At 51.7% G+C, this 15,512-nt stretch carries 15 protein-coding genes, 1 tRNA gene and 1 other RNA gene; 5 read left to right on the forward strand and 12 right to left on the reverse strand.

Going from position 1 to position 15,512, the window contains the following annotated elements; all coding sequences use genetic code 11:
• Window positions 1–69: 69 nt before the first annotated feature.
• The 5 genes from H8S55_RS04280 (at window position 70) to H8S55_RS04300 (ending at window position 5,816) form a co-directional block, all read left to right on the forward strand.
• On the forward strand, window positions 70–3,552 hold the full coding sequence (locus H8S55_RS04280) for a DNA polymerase III subunit alpha (RefSeq protein ID WP_186877964.1): 3,483 nt from the start codon (window positions 70–72) through the stop codon (window positions 3,550–3,552).
• Window positions 3,553–3,727: 175 nt separating this feature from the next.
• A complete protein-coding gene (gene smpB / locus H8S55_RS04285; RefSeq protein WP_147562211.1) occupies window positions 3,728–4,189 on the forward strand; it encodes an SsrA-binding protein SmpB in 462 nt (153 codons plus the stop codon).
• Between the two features lie 31 nt (window positions 4,190–4,220).
• The gene (locus tag H8S55_RS04290; RefSeq protein WP_186877965.1) at window positions 4,221–4,742 is read left to right on the forward strand and encodes a peptidylprolyl isomerase; all 522 of its coding nucleotides are present in this window, start codon (window positions 4,221–4,223) and stop codon (window positions 4,740–4,742) included.
• A gap of 192 nt (window positions 4,743–4,934) precedes the next feature.
• Window positions 4,935–5,302: a transfer-messenger RNA gene (gene ssrA / locus H8S55_RS04295) on the forward strand.
• Between the two features lie 437 nt (window positions 5,303–5,739).
• Window positions 5,740–5,816: transfer RNA gene (locus H8S55_RS04300), tRNA-Arg, on the forward strand.
• Window positions 5,817–6,164: 348 nt separating this feature from the next.
• On the opposite strand, the gene H8S55_RS04305 is transcribed toward H8S55_RS04300, so the two are convergent.
• From H8S55_RS04305 to H8S55_RS04360, 12 genes are all read right to left on the reverse strand, one after another.
• Window positions 6,165–7,556 (reverse strand): tyrosine-type recombinase/integrase, encoded by a 1,392-nt coding sequence (locus tag H8S55_RS04305; RefSeq protein WP_007862346.1) that lies wholly within the window; start codon window positions 7,554–7,556, stop codon window positions 6,165–6,167.
• Window positions 7,534–7,971: a helix-turn-helix domain-containing protein gene (locus H8S55_RS04310; protein ID WP_002569113.1), complete on the reverse strand. Its 438-nt coding sequence runs from the start codon at window positions 7,969–7,971 to the stop codon at window positions 7,534–7,536. The genes H8S55_RS04305 and H8S55_RS04310 overlap by 23 nt, the downstream gene beginning before the upstream one ends.
• 104 nt (window positions 7,972–8,075) lie before the next feature.
• Window positions 8,076–8,303, reverse strand: coding sequence for a helix-turn-helix domain-containing protein (locus tag H8S55_RS04315; protein ID WP_002569114.1), 228 nt, complete (start codon window positions 8,301–8,303; stop codon window positions 8,076–8,078).
• Between the two features lie 30 nt (window positions 8,304–8,333).
• Entirely contained in the window at window positions 8,334–8,714 is a 381-nt protein-coding gene (locus H8S55_RS04320; RefSeq protein ID WP_002569115.1) for a type II toxin-antitoxin system PemK/MazF family toxin, read from the reverse strand.
• A gap of 487 nt (window positions 8,715–9,201) precedes the next feature.
• The gene (locus H8S55_RS04325) at window positions 9,202–9,750 is read right to left on the reverse strand and encodes a sigma-70 family RNA polymerase sigma factor (RefSeq protein WP_006059623.1); all 549 of its coding nucleotides are present in this window, start codon (window positions 9,748–9,750) and stop codon (window positions 9,202–9,204) included.
• A 300-nt stretch (window positions 9,751–10,050) separates the two neighbouring features.
• A complete protein-coding gene (locus H8S55_RS04330; RefSeq protein WP_186877966.1) occupies window positions 10,051–10,587 on the reverse strand; it encodes a hypothetical protein in 537 nt (178 codons plus the stop codon).
• Window positions 10,588–10,692: 105 nt separating this feature from the next.
• A complete protein-coding gene (locus H8S55_RS04335; protein ID WP_008982545.1) occupies window positions 10,693–11,250 on the reverse strand; it encodes an ImmA/IrrE family metallo-endopeptidase in 558 nt (185 codons plus the stop codon).
• A gap of 68 nt (window positions 11,251–11,318) precedes the next feature.
• A complete protein-coding gene (locus H8S55_RS04340) occupies window positions 11,319–11,687 on the reverse strand; it encodes a helix-turn-helix domain-containing protein (protein WP_002569119.1) in 369 nt (122 codons plus the stop codon).
• A gap of 131 nt (window positions 11,688–11,818) precedes the next feature.
• Window positions 11,819–12,781, reverse strand: coding sequence for a helix-turn-helix transcriptional regulator (locus H8S55_RS04345; RefSeq protein WP_006773000.1), 963 nt, complete (start codon window positions 12,779–12,781; stop codon window positions 11,819–11,821).
• A gap of 169 nt (window positions 12,782–12,950) precedes the next feature.
• Window positions 12,951–13,829 carry a DUF4261 domain-containing protein gene (locus H8S55_RS04350; protein WP_186877967.1) on the reverse strand — a complete coding sequence of 293 codons (879 nt, stop codon included), beginning with the start codon at window positions 13,827–13,829 and terminating at the stop codon, window positions 12,951–12,953.
• 12 nt (window positions 13,830–13,841) lie between these two features.
• Complete coding sequence (locus H8S55_RS04355) at window positions 13,842–14,621, reverse strand: hypothetical protein (RefSeq protein WP_024724967.1); 780 nt, start codon at window positions 14,619–14,621, stop codon at window positions 13,842–13,844.
• Between the two features lie 15 nt (window positions 14,622–14,636).
• The gene (locus H8S55_RS04360; protein ID WP_020225633.1) at window positions 14,637–15,500 is read right to left on the reverse strand and encodes a CbrC family protein; all 864 of its coding nucleotides are present in this window, start codon (window positions 15,498–15,500) and stop codon (window positions 14,637–14,639) included.
• Between the last annotated feature and the right edge of the window lie 12 nt (window positions 15,501–15,512).

The following is a 15,512-nucleotide window of genomic DNA, read 5'->3' on the forward strand; positions in this document are numbered from 1 at the left end:
GGGGAAGGCTCTCTCCTAACTCCTAACTCCTAACTCCTAACTCCTAACTCCAAAGAAAGGCGGAACCACATGTCCTTTGTCCACTTACATCTGCATACGGAGTTCTCCCTGCTGGACGGGGCGTGCCGCATCAAAAAGCTGGTCCAGCGGGTGAAGGAGCTGGGCCAGACGGCGGTGGCCATCACCGACCACGGGGTGATGTACGGCGTCATCGACTTCTACCGGGCCTGTAAGGCCGAGGGCATCCAGCCCATCATCGGCTGCGAGGTGTATGTGGCCCCCCGGGGCCGCACCCGGTTTCAAAAGGCCCACGAGTTCGATGCCGAGTCCCGCCATCTGGTCCTCCTCTGCCGGAACGAGGAGGGCTATCGCAACCTGTCCTATATGGTCTCCCAGGCCTTTCTGGAGGGCTTTTATATCAAGCCCCGCATCGACATGGACCTGCTGCGGGAGCACTGCGGCGGACTGATCGCCTGCTCGGCCTGTCTGGCGGGGGAGCTGCCCCGGCTGCTGCTGGCCGGGGAGTATGACCAGGCCAAGGCGACAGCCCTGGAGATGCAGGAGCTGTTCGGCCCAGACGGCTATTATCTGGAGCTGCAGGACCACGGCATCCCCTCCCAAAAGCAGGTGAACGCCGGTCTGCGCCGCCTTCACGAGGAGACGGGCATCCCCCTCATCGCCACCAACGACGCCCACTATCTCCGCCGGGAGGATGCAGAGATGCAGGACATCCTCATGTGCATCCAGATGGGCAAGACCCTGGACGACCCGGGGCGGATGAAATTCGAGACCAGCGAGTTCTATGTCAAATCCGAGGAGGAGATGGCCTCCCTCTTCCCCGACTGCCCGGAGGCCATTGAAAACACAGAGAAGATCGCCCGGCTGTGCAGCGTGGAGTTTGAGTTCGGCAAATACCACCTGCCCCACTTCCAGCTCCCCCAGGGCTGGGACAACGGGGAGGACTATTTCCGCCACCTGTGTCTGGAGGGCTTTGCCCGCCGCTACCCGGACCGCCCCCCGGACTATCTCAAGCAGCTGGAATATGAGATGGCCATGATCCGCAAGATGGGCTTTGTGGACTATTTTCTCATCGTGTCCGACTTCATCGCCTTTGCCAAGGGCAGCGGCATCCCCGTGGGCCCGGGGCGCGGCTCGGCGGCGGGCTCCATGGTGTCCTATTGCCTGAACATCACCGACCTGGACCCCATGAAATACAGCCTGTATTTCGAGCGCTTTCTGAACCCGGAGCGGGTGTCCATGCCCGATATCGACATCGACTTCTGCATCCGCCGCCGCCAGGAGGTCATCGACTACGTCAACCGGAAATACGGCCACGACCATGTGGCCCAGATCGTCACCTTCGGCACCATGGCCGCCCGGGGCTCCGTGCGGGACGTGGGCCGGGTGCTGAACATGCCCTATGCCGAGGTGGATGCCGTCGCCAAGCTGATCCCCAGCGGCCCCGGTGCCCTGCACATCACCCTGGAGGAGTCGTTAAAGCTGTCCAAGCAGCTCAAAGATGCCTACGACAGCTCCCCCCAGGTGAAAAAGCTCATCGACACCGCCATGGCCATCGAGGGGATGCCCCGGAACACCTCTACCCACGCCGCCGGCGTGGTCATCACCAGCCGCCCGGTGTGCGACTATGTGCCCCTGGCCACCAACGACGGCCTGCCCGTCACCCAGTATATCATGACCACTCTGGAGGAACTGGGCCTGTTAAAGATGGACTTTTTGGGCCTGCGGAACCTGACCATTCTGGACGACGCGGTGAAGATGGTCCAGGCGCAGCAGCCCGGCTTCACCCTGAAAGACATCCCGGAGAACGACCCCAAGGTGATGAACATGCTGTCCGAGGGCCGCACCTCCGGCGTGTTCCAGATGGAGTCCACCGGCATGACCGGCGTGTGCGTGGGGCTGAAACCCCAGACCATCGAGGATATCACCGCCATCATCGCCCTGTACCGCCCCGGCCCCATGGACTCCATCCCCCGGTTCATCGCCTGCAAGCAGAACCCGGAGAAGATCACCTATAAGCACCCCTCCCTGCGTCCTATCCTCTCCAACACCTATGGCTGCATCGTCTATCAGGAGCAGGTCATCCAGATCTTCCAGCAGCTGGCTGGCTATTCCCTGGGCCAGGCCGACATGGTCCGCCGGGCCATGTCCAAAAAGAAGCTGAAGGACATCCAGCGGGAGCGGGCCGCCTTCCTCCACGGGGACCCGGAGCGAAACATCGCCGGCTGCGCCGCCAACGGCATCCCCCAGGCAGTGGCCGAGAGCATCTATGACGAGATCACCGACTTTGCAAACTATGCCTTTAACAAGGCCCACGCCGTGTGCTATGCCGTGGTGGCCTATGAGACGGCCTGGTTCAAATTCTACCACCCCAAGGAGTATATGGCCGCCCTGCTCACCTCCGTGCTGGACTCCACGGAAAAGGTGGCCGAGTATATCGCCGAGTGCCGGGACATGGGCATTCCCCTGCTGCCCCCGGACGTGAACGAGTCCTATGCCGACTTCACTGTGGTGGGGGAGGGCATTCGATTTGGCCTGGTGGCCCTGAAGGGCGTGGGCCGGGGCGTGATCCAGAGCCTGCTGGAGCAGCGGCAGGCGGGCGGTCCCTTCGCCGACTTTATGGATTTCTGCGACCGGATGTTTGACTATGACCTCAACCGCCGGGTGGTGGAGAGCCTCATCAAGGCCGGGGCCTTTGACCGCATGGGTTACCGCCGCTCCCAGCTGATCCAGGTCTATGGCCAGGTGCTGGACGGCATCGCCGCCAGCCGCAAGCGGAACGTGGAGGGCCAGCTGGACCTGTTTTCCTTCGGCGGCGGCGAGGACCCGTCCGGCCCCGCCCCCCTGCCCGCCCTCCATCTGCCCGACCTGCCCGAGTTCAGCCCCCAGGAGCTGATGAGCATGGAGAAGGAGACCACCGGCCTCTATCTCTCCGGCCACCCCATGGACCAGTATCGGGAGGCCGCCCGGCGGCTGGGTGCGGTGACCATCGGCTCGATCATGGCCGACTTCGACCGGGAGGAGGGCCCCCAGAGCTATCAGGACAACCAGCGGGTGGCCATCGCCGGGGTCATCTCCGCCTACCGCACCCGCACCACCCGGAACAACACCCTGATGGCCTATGTCACTCTGGAGGACGGCACCGGGACGATGGAACTGCTGTGCTTCTCCCGGGTGCTGGAGGAGAGCGGCAGCTATATCCGGGAAAATAACGCCGTGCTGGTCCAGGGCAAGATCTCTGTGCGGGACGAGAAGGAGCCCCAGCTCATGGCCGACGGGGTCCAGCCCCTCAGCCAGCTGGAGCTGACCCCGGTGACCGACCATGTGAACACCCTCTATCTCCGCCTGCCCAGCCGGGAGGACCCCCGCCTGCGCAAGGTCCGCCTGGCCCTGTCCTTCTTCCCCGGGGAGGAGAACGTGGTGCTCTATTTCGAGGACTGCAAAAAACGGGTGGGCTCCCGCTGCGCCATCCGCCCCTCCCTGCTGGAGGACCTGCGAGAGCGCCTGGGCGAAGAAAATGTGGTGGTGAAATAAGTCACAAATTTTGCCCCGGCTGTGGACGATCCGGCCGTTTTGGGGTGAAAGATGCCGACATCCGGCGGAAAGCGGCGGGCAATTTCCCAACGCCCCACTTGCTTTTTCCACAGAAATATGCTAAATTAGTACAACACGCAGCGGTAGATACCGGTGCGGGAAGGAGGTGTCCCCCGTGGCCGAGGCCGTAAAGCAGGTAGCAAGAAACCAAAAAGCCTATCACGACTACTTCATCGAAGAGAAGTTCGAGGCCGGCATCGAGCTGGCGGGCACCGAGGTCAAGTCCATCCGCATGGGCAATGTGAACCTGAAGGACTCCTTCTGTCTCATCAAGGACGGGCAGCTTTCTGTCCTTGGGATGCACATCAGCCCCTATGAAAAGGGCAACATCTTTAACAAGGACCCCCGCCGTCCCCGCCGCCTGCTCATGCACAAGCGGGAGATCATGCGGCTGTTTGCCCGCATCAAGCAGGACGGCTACTCCCTCATTCCCCTCAGCGTCTACTTCAAGGGCCCCCGTGTCAAGCTGAGCTTGGGGCTGGCCCGGGGCAAAAAGCTCTATGACAAGCGGGAATCGGCGGCCAAACGGGACGCCAAGCGGGAGATGGACCGGGCCATGAAGTCCCGGAATCGATAAGCACTTTACGAAAAGAAAGGAATGATGCCTTATGGCTCAGAACCCTGTTGTGACTTTTGAAATGGAAGACGGCGGCATCATCAAGGCCGAGCTCTACCCCGACGTGGCCCCCAACAGCGTGAACAACTTCATCAGCCTGGTGAAAAAGGGCTTTTATAACGGCCTGATCTTCCACCGCTGCATCCCCGGCTTTATGATCCAGGGCGGCTGTCCCAACGGCAACGGCATGGGCGGCCCCGGCTACTCCATCAAGGGCGAGTTTTCCCAGAACGGCGTGAAGAACGACCTGGTCCATGACCGGGGCGTGCTGTCCATGGCCCGTGCTATGGACCCCGACTCCGCCGGCAGCCAGTTCTTCATCATGGTGGAGAAGGCCCCCCACCTGGACGGCCAGTATGCCGCCTTCGGCAAGGTCATTGAGGGCATGGACGTGGCCGACGCCATCGTCTCCGCCAAAACCGACTGGAACGACCGTCCCCGTGAGGACCAGCGCATGAAGTCCGTCACCGTGGACACCTTCGGCGTGGACTACCCCGAACCCGAGAAGGTCTGATTTTCTGGTTGATCACCTTCTCTTGTCCAACTCAGGACGAGAGAAGATCGTCATAAATTTTCTCCCCAGCGGCCGCAGGCCGCCCCAAAACAAAGCCCAGCGAAGCGGGTTTGTTTTGGAAAGGAGGCGCAGCAAAGTGAGCGAGCTTTCGCCGCAAGGCGGAAGCGAGGGATACGGAGCTTGCGCCGACGCGGGGGCGTACCGGTTTCGACGGGGACGCTGAAGCAGGAATAGCGGGCGGTGGCGCCTGGCCACCTTAAAACGGGCATTCTTTATAAATTAAAGAACAACTACGAATACTCTTACGCTGCCTAATTAAAGGCGGCCGTCTGACCGGGAAGGGCCACGAGCCCGGATCAGGCGTCGTTTAGTGGCGGACGTGCGTGCGGTAAGCTTTGCCCGCACCATGCATCATGAAGCTTACCCGACCCCAAGGCGTGACGGCTTGCCGGGGGGAAGGGGAACCGGGAGAGCAAGACTCCCAGGATAACCGTCTGCGCCCGGAGAAGTTTTTGTGGATGTGTTTTCGGACGGGGGTTCAACTCCCCCCGCCTCCACCATACATCGGAGCAAGCGGAAACCCGCTTGCTCCGATGTCAAACAATATGCGCCAATAGCTCAGCTGGATAGAGCGTCCCCCTCCTAACAATCGAATCGTTCGAATCCTGGAGCCCTGTGAAATTGAATATTTTCTGTATACGCCCCCGTAGCTCAGTTGGATAGAGCGGTCGCCTCCTAAGCGGCAGATTGTTCGATTCCTTCGAGCAGTGAAAATTGCATAAATCTTAAAAATGTCTCAGTAGCTCAGCTGGATAGAGCACACGCCTCCTAAGGTTGTGCTCTACCAGCTGCCTTACGGGGAAAAGTGATCGTTGCCAGTCTCAATTTAATATAAGTCTCTGTAGCTCAGCAGGATAGAGCGTTCGCCTCCTAAGGTTGTGCTCTACCAGCTGCCTTACGGGGAAAAGTGATCGTTGCCAGTCTCAATTTAATATAAGTCTCTGTAGCTCAGCAGGATAGAGCGTTCGCCTCCTAAGCGAAAGGCCGTGGGTTCGAATCCCGCCAGGGACGCCAGCAAACACGCCGAAAACCTTTGATTTATCAGGGTTTTCGGCTTTTCTTATTTCTGCGGCTTTTGTGGCTTTTTTGCAAAAAACCTTGGTTTGCTAACATTTGCTAACGAGATTTGGCCTTTTGCTAAGAAAGGCGGTAAGTCAGAGGTTCGATTTTTACCAAAGGAACTTGCAAACATTTGTTAGCAGAAATTAGAGGAAGTTGCAAACAAAATCGCGAATTTGCTAACATCGCTCAAAAATGCTTTCAGAACCTTGCTAACAAAAAAAGTGTTTGGTCACTGTGCAAAGTGGTTCAAACGAAGAAAACCTCTCACAAAGTGAGAGGCGTTCTTCTGAGGGAGGGACTTTATAAAGCTTTTGCCAGCTGCTTGAGCAGTGCGGCAGTTTCGGGATTTTTAAGCAGTTCCAGTATCTTCGCTGCATCACTTTCATCACTTTCAGTGACGGCAGTATCCGCAGTTTTAGGCTCTGTATCTTCAACAGGGTCAGGAGTCTTAGAGGAATAAAAAGCTTCCTCCAATCGCTGAGCGTTTATGCACCGATCCTCGTCGATGATGTGAGAATAGACATCCGCAACCATTTTAACCTGAGCATGACCAGAGTCACCCTGGACTGATTTCATATCGCCGCCATTGAGTTTCAGCTTGTAGGTGATGCTGGAGTGGCGAAGAGAATGGAACACAACATGAGGCAGTCCGTTTTCTTTGATAAGTTTATTGAAAGCACGGTTAATCACCTGACTTTCCATCGGACGGCCATTGCTGGAGCAAAAGACCAGGTTATTGTCGATGTATTCATCTCCAAACAGATCCATCAGCTCATCAATTTCTTTTTTTCTCTCTACCAGCATATAGGCAACTGTTTTCGGCAGGTACACGCGGCGAATACTGGTTTTGGTTTTAGGCTCTTTCAGGACCAGAGCAGTATGGGTACTGGCTATGCAAGGTGGAAACTTCTTAATAACACCTTTGTCGCTCAAATCGTCCAATGCACCTCGTGTAACCCGTTGCAGCTCTTTGTTGACGAATATATAAGCTGAACCATTTTCTATGCTCTGTGGTGCAATATCAATGCAGTCCCAGGTAAGGCCCAGCATTTCGCCAATGCGTAAAGAGCAGGAGAACGCCAGATTTAAGGCAAGGGAGAGGATAGGATCATCACAGACTTCCATAGCCTTGCTCAGCGTTTCGGCAGTCCATATATCCCGTTCTTTATGTTCTTCTTTGGGAAGTGTCGCATTCAGGACAGGGTTACGGCTGATTAGTTCCCAACGCACCGCCTGATTAAAGGCACTGCGAAGTAGCTTGTGAATTTCTCTTACTGTATGCGGGGTCAGATATTCGCTTGTGGGTTTGCGGTTGTTGACGCTTACCGTTTTCACAGAGAGCAGATCACGGTAATACTTATCCATCATCCTTGGAGTGATGTCGGATAGTAACATATCTCCGATAATAGGAGTTATGTAGTTTCTCGCCAGACCACGGCGGCTTTCATATGTTGACATTGCCCAGGTATTTACACCATAGATGGACATATATTCATCGAGCAGATCGTTCAGGGTCTTTGCCGTAGGAATAAAGAAGGTTCCAGAGTCCTGCTCATACTCAATTTGCTTTTTTCGTTTTTTTGCTTCTGCATTTGTGCTGAAGGTTTCCCAACGCTGTCTGCGTTTTCCGTTTTCATCTGTGTAATCATACACCACAGAATATTTGCTTTTACGCTTCACGATAGATGCCATTTTCATTGCTCCTTTCTGAGATTTTCACATAATGAGTTTGCTTTTGATACCAGGCTTCAAAACTGCTGGTAATGATACGAATTCTTCGATCAATCAAGGTCGTCTCAAAATAGCCCCTTTTAACAAGGTCATAAGCTGTGCCAGATTTCAGCCCCAAAAGATCCGCCATTTCCGGAACTGACATCGTAGTATGCCTCCATTTCTCTCCGGGCGGTGTACCATCCACTTTTTTATAGTGGAACTGGCCGGCATACCAATCTTCAAAGCTATCCAGCATAACTCTCATTCGTCCGGCCACTTGAATTGTTTTGAAATAGTTCTTTTTAACCAACCAGTAGGATTCTACTTTACCAAGCCCAAGCATTTTGCCCATCTCTGGTACAGACATACTGGTCTTTACTCTTTGTTTTTGCATGGCTTTTGCCTCCTCTATAAAGTTTTTCTTGCTATGGCCTCATTGTAAGAGAAAGCAGAAAAAAAGTTAAGGATGTCGATTTGGAGATCGGCATCCTTGACAAATCATTCATCTGCGTGATCCAGCCAGTCATCAAAGCTCTTTTTGGAAATGCGGATATGACCGCCGACTCTGACGCTGTGGAATACACCCTGTTTTACCAGATTATATGCTGTGGGACGACTGATACCCAGAATGTCCTGAATCTCATCGACCGTATAGGTTCTTTTGTCATAGCTGACAGGATTTTGTTCATTAAAGCGGTTCAATTCCGCAATTCTTGCTTCAAACATAAAAACGCCTCCTTTATCCGGTAAGTGGCCTTACGGAGCCTCCATTTCCTCCGGAATATGAATATCTAAACTAACTTGCAGAGCATCATCAATCGCTCTCATTTCTTCGCGAGATACGCGCCCAATGTACGATAAAACACGCCTTTTATCAATCGTTTTAATTTGCTCCAGCAGAACAACAGATTTCAGTCCAAGCTCTGGAACGCTCTCCAGTGCATAGTGTGTGGGCAGCTCCTTTTTCTTAATCCATTTACTGGTGAGCGGAGCTACGATCAAAGTGGGGCAGAAAAAATTCCCCACATTGTTTTGAAGAACCAGCACAGGACGGGTGCCGCCTTGCTCTGATCCAAAATAAGGGTTCAAATTGGCATAATATAAATCCCCACGCTTATAAATCCAATCTTCTTTCATGTTCATCCTCCTATGTTTTGAGATTTGATTATGTAAGAAGGAGGCTCTGCAAATTACAGAGTCTCCTTCAATTTAGCGCCTGTTTTATCCCTTACTTGTCCACGACACCCCAGGGACTTGGGTAATCATTAAGCCGCAGATGGCTGGCCTGCTTCTCAGGAATTTCACCTCCACTTCGTTTGGTCTTACCCATGGCCTGCGACGGTTGTTATCACGCTCGGACTATGGCTGTAAGAGAGCTTTCCTCCTTGTTATGCCATGACCGGACGCCATCCGATGTATTCCAGCCTGATATATTTCTGATGAACTGCAAACTCATCTATACAGCAAAAATGGGTTGGCCTGTTATGTGAGTGGCAGCTCTCAGAAAATATACCGCTGATGTAGCGGCTATTACGCCCAAAGAGGATCAAACTTAATGATTCGTATATGAGGTTGTCAAGGTGCAAGTGAAAGGATTTCCCTCTCACTTGCTACTGCCACTTTTTTAGAAAATCGCAACCAACTTTTTTATTTTTTCTTCAATTTTTTTCAATCGCTTATCTGCGGCTTGCCGAGTAATACCATATCGTTGGGCTAAACAAGTTGCATTTGGTATTTTCATTTCATAATAGGACAATATAAAATCTCGTTCTGCTGGACTCAGTTTCAATAGAGCTTGGTGTAAATCCTCAAGAAGTAAATTCTGAATAGCTTGTTCCGCAGTATCAACAGATTCATCCACAAACAAATCTGTATCCTGATAACCTTCCTCTGTGCCGTCACGATCTCCCACATGAGAAGCCGGGAATATAGAGCGACTTTTCTCATGTTCCTGGAGATAGCGGCTGTGGCGGTCCTCCTGTTGGTATTTTTCAAAATCTTTGCGAGAACATTCCATGATAATGCGGTCATCTTCATCACGGAACATTTTGACTGTTTCAACAAAAAAGCGCCCAGTAAAGCAACCATTGCGGCGTGCCTTACTGAACGCTGAAAAACTGATTTCCTCCCATTCCTGTGGGCTGTTATTTTTCCAAATGAATACTCTCGTCATATCCTTTCCTCCGTTCAAATTCTTGGTAGTCAGCGAATTTGAACGGTGTCATGGATATTTTGCTATGTACGCCTCCCAGCGCATACCGGCCTCCTAATACCGGGCAAAGAAAAAGGCCGGAAGTGTTTTCACCTCCAGCCATGTTCCTGCCGCCATATTGCAGCAGGAATGAAAAAAGCCCGGTTAATGCCGGGCCTTATGTAGAAAAGTATTCAATTTAGCGCATTCCTGCCACTATAACAAGTATAGCAGGTCGGAAGTCGGAAGGGAGTAGGGATTAGGTCGGGGATTTGTCGGGATTTAGTCGGAATTTAGTCGGGGCAGCTCCTCCAGGACTTCTGGAATAGAATATCCAAACAAGCAAACAGAAAATAAATAGATGGCTTCTCGTTTTCGGTCATAAAAGACACTGCGTTCTATATTTAGTTCTTCCAGCAATTCTTTCTCTGTACTGTTAAACCGATAGATGAATTGCTTAGTCAAAATTTCATAGTAAAGTTCTCCTCGATCCGGATACCGTTTCAGACGAAGGAGTGCACGGTCAATAATATTGACCAGCATTTGATTTTGAACAAGGCAGCAAACTTTTTCTTCAAAGGCTTGCAGTTCAATATCTGGTGCAAAATTTTCAAGATAGCAGAGGCCAGACTCTATATCTTGTTCTCCCATAATCCAAGCAGTTTCTTGTAATTCTTCTGCCCGTTCACTCAGAACCCAGATTACATCACGGTAAATCTTTAGAATCAGCTTACTTCTATGAAACGCAGCGTCGCTGTTAAACCCCAAAGCTGTTAGCCTGCTGTTACATTTTTGGATTGTTGTACTTTCTTTTCTCATAGAATATCCCTCCTTGTTCGCAATATTGCGAACATATTAGGTACAAAATAGCATAGCAGAGGAGCGTGAGAGAGGGCAGTGCCTCCCTCGATTCCCCCCCTTTGGTTATATCAGGTTCCTGGATTTTAGACGAATCTGCATTGCTTGCTTGGAAACCTCAAAAATATTTGCCATTTCAGCAATGAGCTGTTCATCTGTCCGGCCTATTCTAAGCCGGTAAAAACATTTTTTGATCTGCGGTAAAGGCATCAGCAGAGCAGAGGCCAGAGTATCCGCCTGACGCTCAATTATGCCATGACTTTCGTCGGAAGAAACATTTCCGTTATAAGCAGCAACATCTCCAGTACCAGAGTACAACTTCTTATGTAGTACCCAATGAGCCAGCTCATGGGCACAGGTAAAACGGAGCCGCCCTAATTTTGACGGATCACAAAGCCGTTCATCAATTAAGATTGTACCGGCTCTTACTGCAATCATTCGATACTGTCTCTGTATCTGGTCATATAAGACAACAGCACCGTCATCGAAAATTGTTTCCCCTAATATCTTGGGGTTTTTTCTTAGTGTATGAAACTCCAGGATTAGATCAAACTTTGTCTCGATAATGGTTTCGATTGGCACAGGACATGGTTGCCCGGATAGCAGAGAGGGATCATATTCCATCAGGATTTTTCGCCCTACTGCCTCGATTGCTTCTGTACGGATTTGTGGAATTGACAAAGCTCTCCCCCCTATCGTTTACGCTCCTTTAGCATTTTCATAAATGTCTGCCATTCTTCATCGGTAGCATCTACTTCTTTTGCCACACGCAAGGCTGCCCGAACAATATCTTTTTCCATGATATAGTCTGGCAAATCAGCAGATACTGTATTGCGTGATTTTGCAGCCAGATCCAAAAGCAACTCATGTTCTGATTTATCCAAATTCAGAAAGGCAGAGATGCGTTCCACAAAATCTCCATTGGGTGCAGGACGGCGGCTTTGCTCAATATCACACAGATAACCGTAAGCAATATTCAAATGCTTGGCTGTATCGCGTAAATTGAATTTGTGCGCCTTGCGTTTCTCGGCTATAAATGATCCAAAAGTTATATTGCCCACAGCATTCACCTCTCATTTGTTCGACGAACTGCGAACATCTTGCTTATATTGTATATCGAACATCTGTTCACTTCAAGGATAAAAATTTCATTTGAAAAGAGGTGTTAAAAATCAATAACACCTCTTTTGCGCTATATAAATTCCTGAGCGATTTGCTGCATTTCCGTAATGCACTCTTTGGGAGAGAGAATTTTTATTTTCCCTTTGAATTTGAATATCCAGCCATAAAAAGTTCCACTGGGGTTCACTTCAATTTTGGCTGTGAAGTGTGTATCATCATACCTATCAACAGCAGCATCTTCTCCATAATGATCTATGATTACTCTCATCAATTCGTTTTCACATAGAAGGGTTACTTCCTTCGATGACTCCGATGTAAACATATCAACCATTTTATTTGTATAGGAGGCTACATCAAATCCCTCTATCGGCATAAAGTAAGTTTCCAGATTTTCTACACTTGTTAGCCGATCTACACGGAAGTGAGCAATTTTCTGATGCTTCAGAGAAAATCCAATCAAATAGTAATGGTCATTTTTCCATTCAAGCGCATAAGGATTTACGACATAATAATATCCATCATGCTTTAAGATTTTCTTTTTTTCTTGAGTATATTCATAGTATTGGAACCGAATTTGCTGATGGTTTCCAATCGCTGTTTGGATATTGTCAATGATGTAGTAAACCTTTTCATTATGCGGTTTGACACGGCTGGATAAAGCAGCAAATTTTTGAAGCTGCTTTGCCTGATGTAGACTGGTCAGACGGCATAATTTCTGCACCAGCTCCTCAGACTTCTTGGCAGAAATGATCTTCGAGGATGCTACTGCGTCTGTCAGCATTTTCAGTTCTGGATACTCAAACAGGCGGTTTCCCATAAAATATTGGTTTTGGGTACTCTTAACCACTACAATATCAATCCCCGCATCGATCAGCGCATTGGTATCTGCGTAAACAGTCTGCCGCACTGCCTGAATTCCTTTTCCATTCAGATGGGCAATGATGTCAGATACTGTGGCGGGATGGTTTTCATCGGTCCGCTCATAGAGAAACCGGAGTAATTCCAGTATCCGCATATTTGTTGAATTCTGCATACTTCACCTCCTCGATTCTTAAAATGGCCTATTTTGTATGGTGTCCAGCCCCAAAGACCAGAAGCAGGGCGACAGCACAGAGAAGCAGGCCGATCCAATTTCGATCTATAATCAGCTTGATCACCGCCACAAGCAGAAGTCCGCCTACCAGGAGCACAACGCCATTCATTCAGCGTCCTCCCGAAGCATAGTTTCCCATGTTGATGTCCAGCACCCCTCTGGGCGGCTGGATCAAGGCATCTTCATATTGGCACTTCCACTGGATCTCCCGGCACATCTGGCCATCCGCCACGCCGTCTATGGTTTCCCCATCCTCAATGGGGTTATCATGCTCCAGAATATAGGACGCTGCATTATAGGCGTGGTTTACCACCCAGTTGGGGTCCATGCCGTGGAAGTGGTACTGGAGATCCGGCAAAAACAGGGTGCTCATGCCCACCGTGTCGATGAGCATATCCTCCGTGCCCTCGATGTTGAAGAAACGGGCATTGACGCCAAAGCGGATGAACCGATCCGGCCCCTCAATCTGATGTGAGCGCACATCCTCTGCCAGAAACAGCTTGCCGCAGTTCTGGAAATAGAACGCCTCACAGGTGGGGTACAGCTCTGCCAGAGCCTCCAGAAAGTCGGCATCCAGGTTGGCACGCTCCAGCGCTGGAAGCGCCGCAGTCAGCATATCGGTGGCCACCACCTGATATTTGCACTCCCGGAAGATCCGGTCACGGTCTTCCTGGCAGTCCCACATCTGGCTCATCAGAAAGGCAACAAAGCCTTTGCCCTTGAACTTGTCGCATTTCATCACCATCAGCTGTACCGGGCACTTGCCGTCCTGAAATTCCGCGACATGATCCAGGGCGGCAAAGCCGGCCATTTTCTTATCATAACAGAAGCACTCTGTTGATCCGATGTGCTTCTCCATTATGGCAGTCATTTTTTCTTTATCCGGCATTTCTACCGGCTCTTTGAACAGCATCTGAATGAGATAGGGACCTCCGGGCTGGGGGCCTTTTTTGTCGTCCAGATTTTGCTGGAAAGCTTTATTGCTCATTTGGTTTCCTCCTTAATAATCAAGCAGGATAGGCACCTGCTGTTCCTCGGCAAACCGCATGGCCCGCCAGAACATGGAGAAGGCGAACTTGGCCAGGGATTGGGTGTCATACTGGGTGTGTTCCGGGATGTCTGCCTTGCTGTACTGTCCATCTGAGTCTACGGTTCCGTCTACCGGGTATCCCTCCGTGTCTGCCCAGCCAAGGATGGTGTCCTCATCGGCCTGCCATGCCAGCTGGTTCAGCTTTTCCAGCTCCTTCCGCAGTCCGCCCAAGGTGGCGATAGCGGCGGTGTCATCGGTAGGCAAGGACCCTTGGAACAGAAAGCTGTCAGAAAGAGGGAGCCACCAGGTAGCCCCACGAAACAGGGACCACACCCGCTCCTCATCTGATGCAAGGCGGGCGACCAGAGGATGCTCCCCGAAGATCCAGTCCTTCTCCACGGTGGAAGGCACCGGTTCCTCGTATGTACGACAGGCGGCCACCAGCAGCATAGCGCCAAAGGCATCCCAATCCGGCTTATCGGTGTAATAGGGCCGCTCGTTGTCCTCCGGCCATGGAGTGTAGGGCGGTTGGTTCGGCTGGGAAATGGCGGCTAAGATCTGATCCCGCCAGTTCTCCACCGCCGCCTGAACCTCGGCCGAGGACAGCTCCTCCTCGTTGTCGGCGGGTTCTCCATCCGGGGTGATGCGGTTGAAAGAGTATCCGTTTTCCTCCGCCCACTGCTGCACAACAGTTTTCCAGTTGTGAGAATAGTACCGGGTCAGCGTCCCGGCGTAGATGTCAAGTCCCATAGTAATGTCTCCTTTTCAATCAAAATCCATCCAGACCAGGTGTTTTCCGCAGTGGAGGCACTGGAACAGATAGCATTGCAGATGCCCGCCATTGACAGATTCCCGGATCATTTCTTTTTGCTCATCGTCCCACATCGGATCGTCCAGTACCTCCTCCAGCACACCCAGGGCCCGCAGTTCCCTGGCACCCACATGGCCCAGGTAGGCGCAGTAGTCGCCGCAGTGGGCGCGCCAGTATTCCTGCTGCCAGCCGGAGTAGCCGGGGGTGCGGTGGATCAGCTCGTCCAGCTTCTCCGGATCGTCTACACCATCATCCACAGAGAAATCATCTTGAAAACTACCGTCATATTTCCGGGCTGCTTCGCCGTTGGCGATGCACTCTGGGCACAGATATGCAATATCCTCCACGGCGTAAAAGGGGGCTGTATAGAAAATATGGGTCGTCTTGCCACAGCAGTCGCAGACAACGCCGTCTGCGGATTCCTCAAAAGCCCCAGTTTCCAGAGGGTTTGGGTGATACCGGAAGGCGGGCAGGCCCAGCTGGGCCTGCCGTTCCTTCTCTTTCTGCTTTTCCTCCGGCGTTTTGGGCTTGGGGAGAGCATAATGATTGCCCCAGTTTTCCGCATAGTCCTTCAGCGTGCCCAGCCGCTTGAGGGTCTTTTTATCGGAACGATTTCCGATTTGGCAGAGCAGTTCGTAGGCGTCCTTCTTAAAGTCCAGCAGGTCATATACATCCACCAGCACTTCCTTGGCCTGCTGATCCTCACTCTGCTCAAGTTCTTCCTTGAAGGTATATAGAGCGCGGACATTGTCTGGACCTTCATTGGTCGCAACAAACTGTTTTTTTAGTTCGATATAGGTTTTCTGATATTCTGTCATTGGTCGCACCTC

Source organism: Flintibacter faecis (assembly GCF_014287875.1).
Lineage (GTDB): Bacteria > Bacillota > Clostridia > Oscillospirales > Oscillospiraceae > Lawsonibacter > Lawsonibacter faecis_A.

Bases quoted from the DNA above. Each gene is read 5' to 3' on its own strand.
- H8S55_RS04355 (WP_024724967.1), bottom strand. From the start codon at position 14,621: ATGGGACTTGACATCTACGCCGGGACGCTGACCCGGTACTATTCTCAC.
- H8S55_RS04360 (WP_020225633.1), bottom strand. From the start codon at position 15,500: ATGACAGAATATCAGAAAACCTATATCGAACTAAAAAAACAGTTTGTT.
- H8S55_RS04280 (WP_186877964.1), top strand. From the start codon at position 70: ATGTCCTTTGTCCACTTACATCTGCATACGGAGTTCTCCCTGCTGGAC.
- H8S55_RS04350 (WP_186877967.1), bottom strand. From the start codon at position 13,829: ATGAGCAATAAAGCTTTCCAGCAAAATCTGGACGACAAAAAAGGCCCC.
- H8S55_RS04345 (WP_006773000.1), bottom strand. From the start codon at position 12,781: ATGCAGAATTCAACAAATATGCGGATACTGGAATTACTCCGGTTTCTC.
- H8S55_RS04320 (WP_002569115.1), bottom strand. From the start codon at position 8,714: ATGAAAGAAGATTGGATTTATAAGCGTGGGGATTTATATTATGCCAAT.
- H8S55_RS04305 (WP_007862346.1), bottom strand. From the start codon at position 7,556: ATGGCATCTATCGTGAAGCGTAAAAGCAAATATTCTGTGGTGTATGAT.
- H8S55_RS04290 (WP_186877965.1), top strand. From the start codon at position 4,221: ATGGCTCAGAACCCTGTTGTGACTTTTGAAATGGAAGACGGCGGCATC.
- H8S55_RS04325 (WP_006059623.1), bottom strand. From the start codon at position 9,750: ATGACGAGAGTATTCATTTGGAAAAATAACAGCCCACAGGAATGGGAG.
- H8S55_RS04315 (WP_002569114.1), bottom strand. From the start codon at position 8,303: ATGTTTGAAGCAAGAATTGCGGAATTGAACCGCTTTAATGAACAAAAT.
- H8S55_RS04330 (WP_186877966.1), bottom strand. From the start codon at position 10,587: ATGAGAAAAGAAAGTACAACAATCCAAAAATGTAACAGCAGGCTAACA.
- H8S55_RS04310 (WP_002569113.1), bottom strand. From the start codon at position 7,971: ATGCAAAAACAAAGAGTAAAGACCAGTATGTCTGTACCAGAGATGGGC.
- H8S55_RS04335 (WP_008982545.1), bottom strand. From the start codon at position 11,250: ATGGAATATGATCCCTCTCTGCTATCCGGGCAACCATGTCCTGTGCCA.